The organism is Streptomyces sp. NPDC058326, assembly GCF_042879855.1.
Lineage (GTDB): Bacteria > Actinomycetota > Actinomycetes > Streptomycetales > Streptomycetaceae > Streptomyces.
In genome coordinates this window covers 304,764-320,874 of the sequence record NZ_JBHVZO010000001.1, presented here as the reverse complement: position 1 = coordinate 320,874, position 16,111 = coordinate 304,764, and the positions used below count along the sequence as shown (strand labels likewise).

The 16,111-nt window shown below is 72.2% G+C and carries 14 protein-coding genes; 8 read left to right on the top strand and 6 right to left on the bottom strand.

What is annotated here, in order from left to right; all coding sequences use genetic code 11:
- Positions 1–148: 148 nt before the first annotated feature.
- Positions 149–1,165 (bottom strand): aspartate-semialdehyde dehydrogenase, encoded by a 1,017-nt coding sequence (locus tag ACFVYX_RS01390; RefSeq protein WP_389679216.1) that lies wholly within the window; start codon positions 1,163–1,165, stop codon positions 149–151.
- A gap of 168 nt (positions 1,166–1,333) precedes the next feature.
- Between ACFVYX_RS01390 and ACFVYX_RS01385 the strand changes: the two genes are divergently transcribed.
- Positions 1,334–1,873: an RNA polymerase sigma factor gene (locus tag ACFVYX_RS01385; protein ID WP_389679215.1), complete on the top strand. Its 540-nt coding sequence runs from the start codon at positions 1,334–1,336 to the stop codon at positions 1,871–1,873.
- Between the two features lie 2 nt (positions 1,874–1,875).
- Positions 1,876–2,634: a hypothetical protein gene (locus ACFVYX_RS01380; protein WP_389679214.1), complete on the top strand. Its 759-nt coding sequence runs from the start codon at positions 1,876–1,878 to the stop codon at positions 2,632–2,634.
- 70 nt (positions 2,635–2,704) lie between these two features.
- Here the strand turns inward: ACFVYX_RS01380 and ACFVYX_RS01375 are convergent, their stop codons facing one another.
- Positions 2,705–6,028 (bottom strand): S8 family serine peptidase, encoded by a 3,324-nt coding sequence (locus ACFVYX_RS01375; RefSeq protein WP_389679213.1) that lies wholly within the window; start codon positions 6,026–6,028, stop codon positions 2,705–2,707.
- A 181-nt stretch (positions 6,029–6,209) separates the two neighbouring features.
- The gene (locus tag ACFVYX_RS01370; protein ID WP_389679212.1) at positions 6,210–6,752 is read right to left on the bottom strand and encodes a CGNR zinc finger domain-containing protein; all 543 of its coding nucleotides are present in this window, start codon (positions 6,750–6,752) and stop codon (positions 6,210–6,212) included.
- 132 nt (positions 6,753–6,884) lie between these two features.
- Between ACFVYX_RS01370 and ACFVYX_RS01365 the strand changes: the two genes are divergently transcribed.
- The 5 genes from ACFVYX_RS01365 to ACFVYX_RS01345 all read left to right on the top strand — a co-directional run bounded on the left by ACFVYX_RS01365 (position 6,885) and on the right by ACFVYX_RS01345 (position 10,798).
- Positions 6,885–7,340, top strand: a complete 456-nt coding sequence (locus ACFVYX_RS01365; RefSeq protein WP_389679211.1) for a VOC family protein — start codon at positions 6,885–6,887, stop codon at positions 7,338–7,340.
- A 119-nt stretch (positions 7,341–7,459) separates the two neighbouring features.
- Positions 7,460–8,341, top strand: a complete 882-nt coding sequence (locus ACFVYX_RS01360) for a pyridoxamine 5'-phosphate oxidase family protein (RefSeq protein ID WP_389679210.1) — start codon at positions 7,460–7,462, stop codon at positions 8,339–8,341.
- Positions 8,342–8,391: 50 nt separating this feature from the next.
- Complete coding sequence (locus tag ACFVYX_RS01355; RefSeq protein WP_389679209.1) at positions 8,392–8,988, top strand: HPP family protein; 597 nt, start codon at positions 8,392–8,394, stop codon at positions 8,986–8,988.
- 9 nt (positions 8,989–8,997) lie between these two features.
- Entirely contained in the window at positions 8,998–9,465 is a 468-nt protein-coding gene (locus ACFVYX_RS01350) for an NUDIX hydrolase (RefSeq protein WP_389679208.1), read from the top strand.
- A 121-nt stretch (positions 9,466–9,586) separates the two neighbouring features.
- Positions 9,587–10,798 carry a serine hydrolase domain-containing protein gene (locus ACFVYX_RS01345; protein WP_389679207.1) on the top strand — a complete coding sequence of 404 codons (1,212 nt, stop codon included), beginning with the start codon at positions 9,587–9,589 and terminating at the stop codon, positions 10,796–10,798.
- An 18-nt stretch (positions 10,799–10,816) separates the two neighbouring features.
- On the opposite strand, the gene ACFVYX_RS01340 is transcribed toward ACFVYX_RS01345, so the two are convergent.
- Positions 10,817–11,821: a hypothetical protein gene (locus ACFVYX_RS01340; RefSeq protein WP_389679206.1), complete on the bottom strand. Its 1,005-nt coding sequence runs from the start codon at positions 11,819–11,821 to the stop codon at positions 10,817–10,819.
- A 146-nt stretch (positions 11,822–11,967) separates the two neighbouring features.
- Positions 11,968–14,529: an aminopeptidase N gene (gene pepN, locus ACFVYX_RS01335; RefSeq protein ID WP_389679205.1), complete on the bottom strand. Its 2,562-nt coding sequence runs from the start codon at positions 14,527–14,529 to the stop codon at positions 11,968–11,970.
- Between the two features lie 142 nt (positions 14,530–14,671).
- Between pepN and ACFVYX_RS01330 the strand changes: the two genes are divergently transcribed.
- Positions 14,672–15,307, top strand: a complete 636-nt coding sequence (locus tag ACFVYX_RS01330) for a DsbA family protein (RefSeq protein WP_389679204.1) — start codon at positions 14,672–14,674, stop codon at positions 15,305–15,307.
- Between the two features lie 124 nt (positions 15,308–15,431).
- Here ACFVYX_RS01330 and ACFVYX_RS01325 read toward each other — a convergent pair whose 3' ends face one another.
- Positions 15,432–16,076, bottom strand: coding sequence for a superoxide dismutase (locus tag ACFVYX_RS01325; protein ID WP_389679203.1), 645 nt, complete (start codon positions 16,074–16,076; stop codon positions 15,432–15,434).
- Positions 16,077–16,111 lie beyond the last annotated feature (35 nt).

Here is a 16,111-nt window from a genome sequence, read left to right as displayed (position 1 = left end):
CCCGCCCCCCGGTCCACCCCCCGCTGTTTGGTTCTTTTGCCCCCCCCCCCCCGGGGGGGGGGGGGCCGCCGCCGGGGCATTCCCCCCGGGCCCCCGGGGGGGGGGGGCCCCCCCCCGGCCCCCCCGCCCCTCAGTGGTGTCGTACGGGTCAGCCCTTGAGCTCGGCCGCGACCAGCTCCGCGATCTGCACGGCGTTCAGCGCCGCGCCCTTGCGCAGGTTGTCGTTGGAGAGGAAGAGCGCCAGACCGTTGTCGACGGTCTCGTCCACGCGGATGCGGCCCACGTACGAGGCGTCCTTGCCGGCCGCCTGGAGCGGGGTCGGGATCTCGGAGAGCACGACGCCCTCGGCGTCCTTGAGCAGCTCGTAGGCGCGCTCGACGCTGATCGGGCGCTCGAAGCGGACGTTCACCTGGAGGGAGTGGCCGGAGAAGACCGGGACGCGCACACAGGTGCCGGAGACCTTCAGCTCGGGGATCTCCAGGATCTTGCGGGACTCGTTGCGGAGCTTCTGCTCCTCGTCGGTCTCGAAGGAGCCGTCGTCGACGATCGAGCCGGCCAGCGGGACCACGTTGAACGCGATCGGACGCTTGTAGACGGCGGGCTCGGGGAACTCGACGGCCTCGCCGTCGAACGCCAGCTGGTCGGCGGTCTCCGCCACGGCACACGCCTGGGTGCGCAGCTCGGCGACACCGGCCACGCCCGAGCCGGAGACGGCCTGGTAGGTGGTCGCGACGAGCGCGGTGAGGCCGGCCTCCTGGTGGAGCGGCTTGAGGACCGGCATGGCGGCCATCGTGGTGCAGTTCGGGTTGGCGATGATGCCCTTGGGGCGATCCTTGATCGCGTGCGGGTTGACCTCGGAGACCACCAGCGGGACCTCGGGGTCGCGGCGCCAGGCGGAGGAGTTGTCGATCACGACGGCGCCCTGGGAGGCGACCTTCTCGGCGAGGGCCTTGGAGGTGGCGCCACCGGCGGAGAACAGGACGATGTCCAGACCCGTGTAGTCGGCGGTGGAGGCGTCCTCGACCGTGACGCCGTCCACGACGGTGCCGGCGGAGCGGGCGGAGGCGAAGAGCCGCAGCTCGTCGAGGGGGAACTTCCGCTCGGCCAGGATGCTGCGCATGACTGTGCCGACCTGACCGGTGGCTCCGACGATTCCGACCTTCACGGGGACTCCTCCGTACGTATGTGCAGGGTGCTGCCGGTCCATGATGCGTATGTCCCGGGGCGCCTTGTCCAATCCATTGTCCACAGGTCGGACGTGGGTCCGGGGCCGGATCGAACGTTTCGTGCCGCTTCCGCGTCACAGGGGGGACGCGGGAGGGAAGGAGGCACGGTGGCGGTAGTGAGGAAGGCCCGGCGCCCGGCGGCGGACGATGCGGCGGACGATCCGCTGGACGCGGCCCTCGTGGACCGGGTGAGAGCGGTCCTGGCGCTGGGCGGGGTGCCGCACGCGGAGCTCCAGGACGGCGTGCAGCAGGTGCGGCTCAAGCTCCTGGAGTCCCGGGCGAAGGGACGGGAGCCCCTGCGGTCCACCGCCGCCTGGTGCGCCGTGGTGGCCTCGAACATCGCGGTGGACTGGCACCGGGACCGGCGCCGCCGGGAGCGGCTCGACGAGCGGCTGACCGCGCTGCGGCCGTGGGGCACGGAGCAGCCGGGTGTCGAGGAGGCACGGGTCCTGACGCTGGCGGTCGCGCAGGGGCTCGACGCGCTGCCCCTGCCGCAGCGGCAGGTCGTGGTGCTGCGCTTCTACGCCGACCTGCCGGTGGCCGAGATCGCGGAGGCGCTGGAGATCCCCGAGGGAACGGTCAAGAGCCGACTGCACGCCGCCGTGCGCGCGCTGCGCGCCCGGCTGCACACGGACGAGGTGGTGTGAGGGTGGAGAGGGACGAGCGGGACCCGGTACGACTGGCGGTGTCCGGCGAGCCGCTGCCCGAGTGGGCCGAGCGGGACCCCGACGTGCGGGCGGCGCTGGCCGACGTGGAGACCCTGCGCGAGCAGCTGGGGCTCATCGCCACGGCGGTGACCGGACCCGCCGCCGGGGCGTCGCCGCCCCCGGCCGCGGCGCCGGGACCCCGCCGCCGGCGTGCTCCGCGGCGGGCGCTCGCCGCGGTCGCGGCGGTGGCCGTGCTGGGCCTTCTGGGGACCGGGGGGGCGTATCTCGTGGCTCACAACGGGGAGCTGGACGGGGGGATCGGGGACGCGCTGCTCACTGCCGAGGGCCTGGTCGCGTGTGCCACGGACATTGCCGAGGGAACGGTGGCCCGGGTCGAGCGGCTGGGCGGGGACCAGGGGGTCCGCGTCACCCTGAGCGTGGAGCGCACGTACAAGAAAGAAGAGGCCAAGGAGGCCAGGACGGCGGGGACGGCGGCCGGGGAGCCCCGCCTCGTCTTCACGGCCGGGGACGTCCCTGCCGAGGAGTCCGCGGATCCCTACTTCCGGGTGGGCACGCGCATGCTCGTCATCGTCTCGCGGTTCCCCGGAGAGGGGCCGATCACCCACCGGGAGGGGGACCGCCCGCCCGGGGATCTCGGCGAGGACGTCGGAGCGGTCCGTGACGATCTGGAGTACGGACGCGCATGGGTGGAGAAGGCGCTTCCGGGGTCCGCCGGAGTCGGCTGCCCGCACCCCGGCTGACCGGCACGCGGAAGAACGGGAGAGGGACGGACACCGGTTCCGGTGCCCGCCCCACACTGGTCGCGCGGTGTTACGGGGTGACGTTCCCGATCAGGACGCTGCCGGAGCCCGCGACGGTGCCGCGGGCGTTGAGCAGCTGGACCTCGCCGAAGAACCGGCGGCCCTCGGGGGCCGCGCCGGCGACGACGACCTCGGCCGCGACCTTGGCGCTCGCGCCCTGGGCCAGCGGGTAGGTCCGGGTGCCGTCGACGCGGACGGTGCCGAGCGCGGACGAGAAGTACACGTCCTTGTAGTCGTACGTGGTGCCGCCCTCGGCGTGGACCGCGTAGCCGTCGATGACGACGGTGTACGTGCCCGCGGCCGGCTTCACGAGGGAGACGGACTCCTCCGAGTCGCCGTCCGCCGACTGGCCGACCTGCTTGCCGCCGAAGGAGACGGTGAGGTCGAGGTCGGCGGCCTTGTCGGAGGTGTTGCCGATGGCGATGTCGAGCCGCTCGACGCCCTCACCGATGGTGACGGTCTTCGTGTGCTGCTCGTGGTGCTGGATGGTCGGGGTCTCGACCTTGGCCGAGCCCAGCGAGCCGCCCTTCAGCTTGCCGTCGATGCCGGCGAACTTGTTGGTGACGGTCCACTCGACGGGGGCCGGGGTGCCGACCTTGGCCTCGGCGACCGTCTGCACGGCCGGGTCGAAGGCGGCGCCGAGCACCGACACACCCAGGGTGTACGGGTTGTCCAGGTCCGGCGACGTACGGCGGGACTCGACCTCGATCTCCCACACGCCCGGCGTCGGGTTGGCGTAGGAGCGCAGGTCCGGGCGGCAGGTGTTCGCCGGGTTGTAGTGCGGGTAGCACGCGGTGGACGCGGTCGACTCGATGGCCACGCCGTACGGGTGGATCGCGATGAACCGGGTCTGGCTCTTCGACTTCAGACCGCCGAGGGAGACCTCGAGGGAGGTGGCGCCCTCCGGCACGGTCACGAAGTACGACTTGTGGCTGTTGCGCTGGACGGAGCCGGCGGCGGAGAAGCCGTAGCCGGGGGCGACCAGGTCGCTCGCGACGACCGAGGTGGCGAGGATCTGCTTGTCGACGCCCTCGGTGCGCTCGTCGTCGGCCTCCAGGATCACGCTGTGCACGCCGGCGGTGGTGGGCCGGGCCTGGATCTTGACGGTGACCGGCTTGTTCAGCGGCAGGTCGATCTCGTCGTCGCCGAGGATCCGGAAGGTGCCGTCGTTGTACTTGAGGTCCAGCTCGTGCTCGATGGCACGGTTCGGGCCGCTCGTCCGCGTGACGGTGACGTCGTAGACCTTCTTCTGGCCGACCTTGAGGCCGCCCTCACGGTCGTACACACCGGTGCCGGTGTGGGGGGCCGGGAAGATCGCGGTGTCGACCGGGGCCTCGACCTTGTAGTCGTGGGCGGTCGCGCCGTCCTTGATCGAGTCCCAGGCCTCGTTGATGTCGATGAGGCCCGAGCCCTGCTCGTGGGCCGCGACACCGGAGATCCGCTGGGCGGTGGAGGTGAGGGCGGTGCGCAGGGTGAGCGGGGAGAGCTCGATGCCCCGCTGCTTCGCGGCCGAGAGCAGCAGCGCGCTCGCGCCCGCGACCTGCGGGGAGGACATCGAGGTGCCGTTGAGCATCCCGTAACCGGCGGGCAGGGCGTAGCCGGACTCGGCGACGCCGGCGCCGGCCAGCCAGGTCGGGATGGTGTTCACGGCCGAGCCGGGACCGGTGATGGTCGGGGTGAAGCCGCCGTCCTCACGCGGGCCGCGCGAGGAGAAGGGGAACATGGCGTACTTCTTCTCGACCGCGGAGCCGTAGTTGGCGGCCCAGGTCGACTGGGAGATCGCCGCGCCGACCGAGACGACCTTGTCGGCCAGGCCGGGGTCGCCGATCGTGTTGATGCCCGGGCCGGAGTTGCCGGCCGAGATGATCAGCTGCACGCCGTACTGGTCGATCAGACGCGTGTAGAGACGCGAGCGGACGTTGTCGCCGTCGTTCTGCGCGGGCAGGCCGCCGATCGACATGTTGACGATGTCGACGCCGCGGTTGACGACGAGGTCCGTCATGCCCTCGGTGAGGGCGGTGTTGGTGCAGCCGCCGGTCCAGGTGCACGCGCGCGAGGAGACGATCTTCGCGCCGGGCGCGCCACCGTTCATCCTGCCGCCGAAGAGGCCGTGGGCGGCGGTGATGCCGGCGACGTGGGTGCCGTGCGAGGACTCGACGATGCCGATGTTGACGAAGTCGCGCTTCTGGCCGACCCAGGTCCCGCCCAGCGGGTCCATCGGGACGTCCTTGCGGATCTCGACGACGAACGGCGTCTTCTCGACGACCTCGGTGGCCGGGTTGTCGGTACCGAAGTAGCCGATCTGGTACCCGTCCTTGTACGGCTTCATCGGAGCGTTGTCCGTGAAGTCGTTGTTCTGGTCGGAGTCCACGCGGACGGTCCCGGCGGCCGGGTCGTACAGCATGCCGAAGACGTCGGTGGTGTCGCCGTCGCGGTTGATGTCACCGGCCGGGTCGCCGCCCGCGGTGATCGACTCGCTGAAGCGGCTCCACTGGTAGGAGCCCTCGGGCGCCTTCCAGCTCTGGGCGGCCGCGGTGAAGACGGGGCCCGCGACGGGGGTGATCTGGGCGCGCCAGGTGGCGTCGCCCTCCGTCAGCGGGTCGGTGGCGGTGACCCAGTCGACGATCTTGCGCTCGCCGGTGGTGGTCTTCTGCAGCGCCGGGTGGCCCAGGTCGACACCGGAGTCGAGGACGCCGATGGTCACGCCGCGGCCGTCGGCCTTGGGGTGGTCCTCGACGAACTCGACCGCGCCCGTCTCGTGCGACGGGTTGTACGGGTTCTTCGCCGGGGTGCTCTTCGACGGGGCCGGGTAGGTCCGGCTGACCGTGGTGCCGTCGACGGCGCCCGTCGCCGCGCCCGCGTCCGGGGTCGGGTCGTCCAGCTTGATCTCGGCCTGGAGGTCGATCGACTGGACGGAGGAGAGCTTCACGGCGGCCTTGATGGCCGCCTCGGCCTTGGCCGTCGGCAGGGTCGCGCGGACGTAGCCGAGCGCGTCCTGACGCTTGCCGACGGAGGCGCCGGCGACGGCGTCGAGCTGGCCGGCGACCTGCTCGGTGGCGCCGGGAGCGGTGGCGACGAGGATCGTGACGTGCTTGTCGCCGCTCACCTCGGCCTCGGTGAGGCGCTGGGCGTCGGTGGCGCCGAGCTTGTCGGTCTCGTCGGAGGGCTTGGTCGCCTTCACCGGGGGAGTGGTCGCCGGGTCGTCGACGGCCAGGACCGGGGCGGCACCGGCCGCGACGAGCGCGGCGACGAGTCCGGCGGCGGCCGCGATGCGGGCCGCCCGTCTCCCGGAGGGCGAGCGCCCGGGTATGGAGCTCTGGGGGGTCATGTACATCCCTGGTTGTGAAAGAGAGGGTCCGGATTTCGGTACCGGATGACCGCTCAGCCTTTCGTAAACGACAGGGATTTGTGGAGGGCTGACAGGTGGCGGAATGCGTCGATGGCGTACATCCGCCACCGTCGCCGACACGCCATCAGGGACCAATCACCACCAACCTGGGTGAACGGGTGGGGCGTCAGTGGTCCTTCGTGCGGGCGTAGTGGCGCGAGGCCTTGGCCCGGTTGCCGCAGGCCGCCATCGAGCACCAGCGGCGGGTGCCGTTCCGTGAGGTGTCGAAGAAGTGCAGGATGCACGCCTCGTGGGCGCAGGCCCGGATGCGGTCGGGGGCGGTGCGCAGCAGGTCGAGGTAGTCGCGGGCGGCGGTCCAGCCGGGGCCCCAGGCGGGGTTCGCGAATTCGGCCTCTTCGCCGGGGCCTTCGGTGGTGAGGGTGGCCCGGATGCGGCCGTGGCCGAGGACGGCGTCGACGCGGGCGGTCGCCGCGGGGTCCCCGGGGTGGTCGACGAGCGCGGCGAGCGCGTCCCTGGCGGTGAGGGTGTGGCGCAGGGTTCCGGCGTCGGCGGCGAACCGTCGGTCGAGGCCGTTGGTGGCGAGCCAGACGGCGAGCCCCTCGATCCCGGTGAGGAGGTCCTGGCGGACGCCCTCCTCGTTCCAGCGGGTGTTGAGGAGGTCGAGGGAGACGGGCTCGCCGGTGAGCGGCCGGGGGTCGATGGCGGTCATGGCGCGGCACCCTCCTCGATGAACTAACCCCTCAAGAGTACGTGAGCGGTTGACGCTCCTGGTTTCTAACCTCTAAAGTCCCATTGAGAGGTTAGCCCGAGAGGGGCCGGCCGTACCAGGGAGAGAACCGCCATGACCGCGATCGGCACACTCGCCACCCACCACGTCGGCCTCAACGTCACCGACCTGGACCGCTCCCTCGCCTTCTACGGCGAGGTCCTCGGCTTCGAGTCGCTCGGCGGGGGCGCGGAGGGAGACAGTCGCTACGCCTTCCTCGGCCAGGACGGCCGCCTCGTCCTCACCCTCTGGCAGCAGGCCGACGACGCCTACGCCGCCGGCCGCGCCGGTCTCCACCACCTCGCCTTCGAGGCCGAGTCCCTCGACCACGTACGCGCCGCCGAGGCCGCGCTCACCGCCCGCGGCGCCTCCTTCGCGTACGAGGGCGTCGTCGCCCACCGCGAGGGCGCGGCCTCCGGCGGCATCTTCTTCCACGACCCGGACGGCACCCGCCTGGAGATCTCGGTCCCGAAGGGCGCGGAGGGCGCGGAAGCCCCGTCAGAAACGGCTCCCACCTGCGGTTTCTTCTAGAACCCCCGGTTGTGCCCACCTGTTTCCGCCGGGGCGGAACGGGTGGGCGCGACCAAGCACGAGCCCCCGGGCCAGGGCCCGACCCGCAACCACGCACCCGCACCCCAGTGAGGCCCGTCATGGATCCGTACAACCCCGGCTCCCTCGCCGTCCAGGACCGCGTGGGCGTCCGCGCGCTCGCCGAACACGTCGGCCGCTCCATCACCCCCGGCATCCGCCCCGTCGCCGCCGCCTTCCTGGAGGCCCAGCCGATGCTGATGATCGGCGCGGCGGACACCGGGGACCGGGTCTGGTCGAGCCTGCTCACCGGCGCGCCCGGCTTCGCCCGTGCCACCGGCCCGGGCACCGTCTCCGTCGCGGGCGGCGTCCCCGCCCACGACCCGCTCGCCGGAGCGCTCACCCCCGCCGGCACGCCCGTCGGCACTCTCGCCCTCGACCCCCGCACCCGCCGCCGCATGCGTCTCAACGGCACCGCCCGGCCCAGCGCGCGCGGCTTCACGATCGAGGCCGGACAGGTCTTCTCCAACTGCCCGAAATACCTCCAGAAACGGGAGTGGTACGGCTCCGCTCCCGACCGCCCCGGGACCGGAACCGTCCAGCACGGCGAGGCGCTCACCCCCGCCCAGATGCGTCACGTCCGGTCGGCGGACACCTTCTTCATCGCCACCGCCGCCCCCGACGGCGTCGACGTCAGCCATCGCGGGGGCAACCCCGGGTTCGTCCGGGCCGACACGCCCCGGGAACTCGCCTGGCGCGACTATCCGGGCAACGCCATGTTCCTGACCCTGGGCAACCTGGAGGCCGACGGCCGCGCCGGCCTGCTCTTCCTCGACTGGGAGACTGGCACCACCCTCCAGCTCAGCGGCCGCGCGCACACGGAGTACGGGCCCGAGGGCCGGTTCGTCCGCTTCCGTGTCGAGCGCACGGTCGAGACCCCGGCGGGCAGCCCCCTGCGCTGGTCGCCCCCGGAGTACTCCCCGGCCAATCCGGCCGATTCCTGATCCCTGGGGGCGCCCCCGCCCCGCCGCCCGCCGACACCCGAGGACCGCCCGTGACCACCGCCCCGGCCCCCGACACCACCTTGCCCGAGACCGGAACCGCCACCGCCGCCGGAGCTGCCACCGGAACCGCCGCCGGAACCGCCCCGGTTCCGCCCCGAACCGCACCCGCCCGCCCCGGCCCGCCCCCGCGCCCCCGGCCCCGGATCCTGCTCCTCTCCACCGCCGGCAGCGTCGCCGCGCTCCTCCTCCTGGTCGCCGTCGGTACCGTGCTCGACCAGCCCCTGCTCATCCCGCCCCTCGCGGCGAGCATGGCGCTCGTCGCGGGCGCCCCCGATCTCCCGCTGTCCCAGCCGCGCTCGGTCGTCGGGGGCCAGCTGCTCTCCGCCCTCACCGGCTTCGCCGTCCTGGCCGTGGCGGGTCCCGGCCCCTGGAGCGCCGCCGTCGCGGGCGGGCTCGCCCTCGGCGTGATGATGTCGGCCCGCACCCCGCACTCGCCGGCCGCGGCCACCGCCGTGATCGTCGCCCTCCAGGCCCCGCCCTTCTGGTTGTTTCTCGGCCTTCTCGCCCTCGCCTCCCTCCTCCTGGTGGCCGTCGGCCTCGGAGCCGCCCGCACCTCGGGCCGGACGTATCCCGTGTACTGGTTCTAACCTCTCCTCATGAAGCAGGAGTTGAGGGTGGCGGCCTACGCCGTGTGCGTACGGGACGGCGAGGTGCTCCTCGCCCGCTGGGTGGCGAGCGACGGAACCAAGCGGTGGACCCTGCCGGGCGGCGGCATGGACCACGGCGAGGAGCCCGTGCGGACCGTGGTCCGGGAGGTGGAGGAAGAGACCGGCTACCTCACCGAGCCCACCGCCCTCCTCGGGATCGACTCCATCCGGCGCGCCTGGCTGCGGCGCCTCGCGAGCCCCGGCGACTTCCAGGGGCTGCGGATCATCTACGAGGCCCAGGTCACCGGCGGTGCGCTGCGCAACGAGACCGGCGGCTCCACGGACCTCGCCGCCTGGCATCCGCTCGACGCCGTCCCCGGCCTGACCCGGGTCGAACTCGTCGACATCGGCCTCGACCTGTGGCGCGAGCGGCCCCCGGTCGGCCGCTCACGGCTCACCGATCCGTCGAACGGCTGACCCCTCTGCCGAACGGCTGAAAAGCGCTCAACCACCCCCACTCCGCTCAACCCTCCCGCCGGCCCCGCGGTCCTCCCCGCCGACCGCAGCACACGCACAGCAGAGTCACAGGGGAGCCCGCATGTCAGCCGTACGCACGACCCGCACCGTCCTCGCCGCCGCCCTGGTCGCGGGGCTCACCGCCACAGCGCTCGCCACCCCCGCCCTGGCGGCGCCCGCACCGGCCTCGCAGCGGGACCACGCGGCCACCCAGGAGGCGCTCCTGGCCGCGGTCGACGCGGGGGTGCCCGGTGCCGTCGCCCAGGCCCGCGACGGACACGGCCGCTGGACCGGCACCGCGGGCGACCGCAAGGGCGATGACCACTACCGCGTCGGCTCCATCACCAAGACCTTCGTCGCCACCGTCCTCCTCCAGCTCCAGGCCGAGGGCCGCCTCGACCTCGACGACCCGGTCGAGAAGTGGCTGCCCGGCGTCGTCCGGGGCAACGGCCACGACGGCCGGAAGATCACCGTCCGCCAGCTGCTCAACCACACCAGCGGCATCTACAGCTACACCGAGGACCCGTCCTTCCAGGAGAAGGTGTTCGGCCCCGGATTTCTCGCGCACCGCTACGACACCTGGACCGCCAAGCAGCTCGTCGGCGTCGCCATGACCCACCGGCCGGAGTTCGCTCCCGGCGACGGCTGGAGCTACTCCAACACCAACTTCGTGCTCGCCGGGATGGTCATCGAGAAGGTCACCGGACGCCCGTACGGCAAGGCCGTCGAGAACCGGATCATCAAGCCCTTGAAGCTGCGTGCCACCAGCGTCCCCGGCACCAGGGTGACCGTGCCGCAGCCCAGTAGCCGTGCGTACTCCACGCTCTCCCCGAACCCGGGCGACCCCGTCCACGACGTCACCGAGCTCAACCCCTCCCTCGCCCTCGCGGCGGGCGAGATGATCTCCGACTCCGGCGACCTGCAGACCTTCTACCGCGCCCTCCTGAAGGGCCGGCTGCTCCCGAAGTCCGGGATGAACGAGCTGACCGCCACCGTGCCGGTCGACCCCGGGTATCCGCAGTTCCGTTACGGTCTCGGGATCTCCTGGCAGAAGCTGGGCTGCGGCACGGAGATCTGGGGCCACGGCGGCGGCATCCACGGCTCCATCTCGGAGGCGTACACCACCCGCGACGGGCGGCACACCCTCGCCGCCAACTTCAACGCGGACTGGACGGGCGACACCCAGAGCGTCATCGACGCCGAGTTCTGCGGTACGGCCCCGAAGGGCGCCGACCCCAAGGGCCTCACCGCGAAGCCCGCGGCGACCCTGTCCGGCCTGGTCCCCCTGAACTGACCCCTCACCGCGGGCCCCTCACCGCGGCAGGACGACGACATACGCGGGCGGCTGCCGGTCGGCCGCGGCCATCAGGGCCGTACGCACCACGGTGGCCTGCTGGTCCATCGCCTCGCGCAGCTTGCGCGGGGTGAGGTGGACGACCGTGATGCCGAGCCGCTCCAGGTGCTCCCGCTTGCGGGTGTACTCGGACCAGAGCGCGTCGTCGTCCTGCCGCGGGGCCCGGGTGTCGAGCTCCACGGCGACCGCCTGATCGGGCCAGTAGGCGTCCACCCCGCCCAGGTGGGGGCCGCCCGGCAGGCGCAGGTCCACGTTCCACAGCGGGTCCGGGAGGGCGAACTCCCGCACCATCTCGTACAGGCGCTGCTCCGAGAGCGCCCGTCCCTCGGCGAGCAGCGCGTCCACCGCGTCCACCACGTGCGGCCGGGTGAGCAGCCGGGCCCGGTTCAACTCGCGCACCACCGCCCCCGGTTCGCAGTGGCCGCCGCGGACCGCCTCGGTGAGCAGCCGGCGTACCGTCTCCCCGTCCGTCAGCCCGGACACCGCGTCGGCGACGGCGCGGGCGACGGGGGCGACGGGGATCCCGGCCAGTTCCGCCGGTTCGGGGGACTCGGGGGCGCGCACCACCCGTACCCAGCCGGTCGAGCGCAGCCGCCGGGTGCGCGGTACCAGGACGTCGATCCGGTCCAGGGCGGTGAGCGGGGGTGAGGAGGCGAAGCGGTGCAGGGTCAGCGCGGCGAGTCCGGTGATCATCGCTTCGGGTCCCTGGGGAGGGACGGCTCCGGTCCTGCGGGCGTAGAGGAGTGCCGCGCGCAGCCGGTCCTCGCTCGTGGGCGGTCCGGGCTGGAGCAGGAAGACACCGGGCAGCAGCTGCTGCCAGCCGCCGGGGCGGCAGTGGGCGGCGACCTCGGCGGCGGGGATGCCCCGGGCCCTCAACTCGTCGGCGGAGGCCAGGCGTTCGGGCCGGCCGGTGCGGGAGGCGAGGGGGAGGGGGCGGGGGGTGATGGGGGTGTTGTGGTTCATGCCGGGGGTCTTCCGCTTCCGAAGGCTCCCCTAACCCCTGTTACACGCTCGTCGACAATCAGGGACAAGCCCGCCCTAAAGTACGCGCGTTCGAGTGCCGATGGGGGCCGCGTGACCGAGGCCCGCGACCCCCACCGCAGGGAGAGCTACGCCGCGAGACGGTCGCAGGCCTGCGCCCGCAGCGCCCGCGCCAGGTCGTCCCGTGCCTCGACGACCAGACGGCGCAGCGCCGGCGCCGCCGGCCCGTGGGCCGCCAGCCAGGCGTCCGTCGCGGCCAGCGTCGCCTCGTCGTCCTGGAGCGCGGGGAACAGGCCCCGGACCACGTGGATGCCGATCTGGATCGACCGCTCGGCCCACAGCCGCTCGATCGCCTCGAAGTACTTCTCCGCGTAGGGCGCGATCAGCTCACGCTGCGAGGGCTGGGTGAAGCCCGCGATCGTCGCCTCCACCAGCGCGTTCGACAGGGTGTCCGACTCGACGACCTGGGCCCAGGCCTGCGCCTTGACGGCGGCCGAGGGCCGCGAGGCGAGCAGGCGGACGTGGTGGCGCTTGCCCGTCGCCGTGTCGTCCCGGGCCAGCTCCTCGCCGATCCGCGCCTCGTCCGCCCGGCCGTGCGCGGCGAGCGGGGAGAGCAGCGCCCAGCGCAGCTCCTGGTCGACGTCGAGCCCGTCGATCTTCGCCGTGCCGTCGAGCAGTCCCTCCAGGAGCTGGAAGTCGGCGTCGGTGGAGGCCGCTGCCGCGAGGAACCGCGCCCAGGTCAGCTGGTGCTCGCTGCCGGGCTCGGCCACGCGCAGTTCGCGGAGACCGCCCTCGGCGAGCAGCCGCCCGCCCTGCTCGCGCCACTCGGGCGCCGCGTACAGGGTGACGGCCGTCCTCGTCCAGGTGTGCAGCATCTGGAGGACGCCGATGCCGGTCTCACGGCCCGCGTGGGCGAGCGCCACGGCGACGAAGTCCCGGGCGGGCATCAGCCCGTCGCGGGTCAGGTTCCACAGGGCCGACCAGCACAGGGCCCTGGCCAGAGGGTCGGTGATGTCACCGAGGTGCGCCCGGAGCGTGTCGAGGGAGCCGTCGTCGAAGCGGATCTTGCAGTAGGTGAGGTCGTCGTCGTTGACGAGGATCAGGTCGGGCTTCTCCGCGCCCGCCAGATCGGTGACGACCGTCCGGGCGCCGGTGATGTCGGTCTCGGCCCGCGCGTACCGGACGAGCTCCCCGCCGGAGAGCCGGTAGAGGCCCACGGCGGCCCGGTGCGGACGGAGCTCGTCGCCCTCCTGGACGACGGCGAGCTCGGTGATCCGGCCCTCCGCGTCGTAGGTGACGGCCGGAGTCAGGGTGTTCACGCCGGAGGTCTGGAGCCAGGACTTCGCCCAGACCTTCATGTCGCGCCCCGAGGTCTCCTCCAGGATCGCGAGGAGGTCGGCGAGCCGGGTGTTCCCGTACGCGTGGCGCTTGAAGTAGCGGCGCGCGCCCTCGAGGAACGCGTCCCGGCCCGCGTACGCGACGAGCTGCTTGAGCACCGACGCGCCCTTGGCGTACGTGATGCCGTCGAAGTTGAGCTTGGCGTCCTCCAGGTCACGGATGTCGGCCGTGATCGGGTGGGTGGACGGCAGCTGGTCGGCGCGGTACGCCCAGGACTTGCGGTTGTTGGCGAAGGTCACCCAGCTGTCGGTGAAGCGGGTCGCCTCGGCGTTCACGAAGGAGCCCATGAAGTCCGCGAAGGACTCCTTCAGCCAGAGGTCGTCCCACCAGACCATGGTGACGAGGTCGCCGAACCACATGTGCGCCATCTCGTGCAGGATGACGTTGGCCCGGGCCTCGTACGCGGCCCGCGTGACCTTGCCCCGGAAGACGAGCTCCTCGCGGAAGGTCACCATGCCCGGGTTCTCCATCGCGCCGAGGTTGTACTCGGGGACGAAGGCCTGGTCGTACTTCCCGAAGGGGTACGGGTAGTCGAAGTTGTCGTGGAAGAAGTCGAAGCCCTGCTTGGTGATCAGGAAGACGTCGTCCGCGTCGAAGTGCCTGGCGAGCCCCTTGCGGCACATCGCGCCGAGCGGGATCTCGAGCTCGGTCCCGTCGGCCAGCGTGCGCCGGTACGTGTCGGTGACGTAGTGGTACGGGCCGGCGACGACACAGGTGATGTACGTGGAGATCGGCTTCGTCTCCGCGAACCGCCACACGCCCTCGGCGTCCTGCTCGCCCGCGCCGTTCGACCAGACCGTCCAGCCCTCGGGCGCGGTCACCGAGAAGCGGTACGGGGCCTTGAGGTCGGGCTGCTCGAAGTTGGCGTACACCCGGCGGGCGTCGGCCGGCTCGTACTGCGTGTAGAGGTAGACCTCGCCGTCCTCGGGGTCGACGAAGCGGTGCATGCCCTCGCCGGTCCGGCTGTAGGCGCACCGCGCGTCCACCACGAGCGTGTTCTCGTCGGCGAGGCCGTCGAGCGCGATCCGCGAGCCGTCGAAGACGACCGCCGGGTCGAGGGCACGCCCGTTGAGGGTGACCGTGTCCACGGCCGGGGCGATCAGGTCGACGAACGTGCTCGTGCCCTCGCCGGTGCGACGGAAACGGATCGTCGTCCGCGAACGGAACGTGCGCACCGCCTCGGCGGAGTAGCCGACCGCCGACGTCAGGTCGAGGAAGACCTCGTACCCGTCGACGGACAGCAGGGCCGCCCGCTCATGGGCCTCGTCGCGGGACAGATTCTCACCGGGCACGGTCACTCCTTCGTGGCGCGTTCGAAACAGCACCGATCCTCCCATGTGCCACTGACGCCCGGTGCACGGGAATGCGGTCACCGGCCCGTGGCGTTGGCTCCTTTCGGCGCACCGCCTTCCGACGGCCGTACCGAGGAGTGACATGTCCGAGAGCAGGACCACCGCCGAGTTCTTCTTCGATCCGCTGTGCCCGTGGGCCTGGATGACGTCGCGCTGGATGCTGGAGGTCGAGAAGGTGCGGCCGGTGGACGTCAGCTGGAAGGTCATGAGCCTGGCCGTGCTCAACGAGAACCGGCTCGACGAGCTCCCGGCCGAGTACCGGGAGATGCTGGAGACGCAGGCCTGGGGCCCGGTCCGGGTCGTCGTCGCCGCCCAGCAGCTGCACGGCGACGAGGTCGTCGGCAAGCTCTACACCGCGCTCGGCACCCGCTTCCACAACGACGGCGAGGGCCCGACCCGCGAGGCGATCGTCGCCGCCCTGACGGACGTCGGCCTGCCCGGGGAGCTCGCGGACTACGCCGACAAGGACACGTACGACACCGAGCTGCGCGCCTCCCACAAGGAGGGCATCGACAAGGTCGGCCAGGACGTCGGCACGCCGGTCATCGCGGTCCCCGGCCCCGAGGGCGACGAGGTCGCCTTCTTCGGCCCCGTCGTCACCCCGACCCCGCGCGGCGAGGCGGCGGCCCGGCTGTGGGACGGCACCCTGCTCGTGGCGTCGACCCCGGGCTTCTACGAGATCAAGCGCACCCGGACGGCGGCGCCCAGCTTCGAGTGACCTCCGCCCGCAGACAGGGAAGAACCCCCGTGATTCACGTCATCACGGGGGTTCTTCGTCATTCCGCCCGCCGGTGAAGGTTGAGAAGACGATCACGAGCAGGACGACGGGGTGGCGCCGCCGGTCAGAAGGAGATCAGCGGGACCGAGGCCTTGGCGGCGTGGTAGCGCCTGTTCACGTCCTGCCAGTTCACGACCTGCCACATGGCCTCGATGAAGTCGACCTTCTGGTTCTTGTACTGGAGGTAGAAGGCGTGCTCCCAGGCGTCGAAGACCAGGATCGGGACCGAGCCCTGGCCGACGTTCCCCTGGTGGTCGTAGACCTGCTCGACGATCAGCCGGCCGCTGATCGGCTCGTACGCGAGGACACCCCAGCCGGAGCCCTGGGTCGTCGCGGAGGCCTTGGTCAGCTGGGCCTTGAACTTGGCGAAGGAGCCGAAGGACTCGGTGATCGCGTCGGCGAGGTCGCCGACACCGTCGGCGGCCAGCGGCTCGCCGCCGCCCCCGTCCTTCGGGCTGTCCATGTTGTTCCAGTAGATGGAGTGGAGGATGTGGCCGGAGAGGTGGAAGGCGAGGTTTTTCTCCAGGCCGTTGATCGCGCCCCACTGGTCCTTGTCGCGGGCCTCCTCCAGCTGCTCCAGGGTGTCGTTGGCTCCCTTGACGTACGCGGCGTGGTGCTTGTCGTGGTGCAGCTCGATGATCTGCGGATTGATCACCGGCTCCAGCGCCGCGTAGTCGTACGGCAGCTCCGGAAGTGTGTAGATCGCCATGTGCCCGGCCCCTTCGACTGCTCCTGCTTATTGCA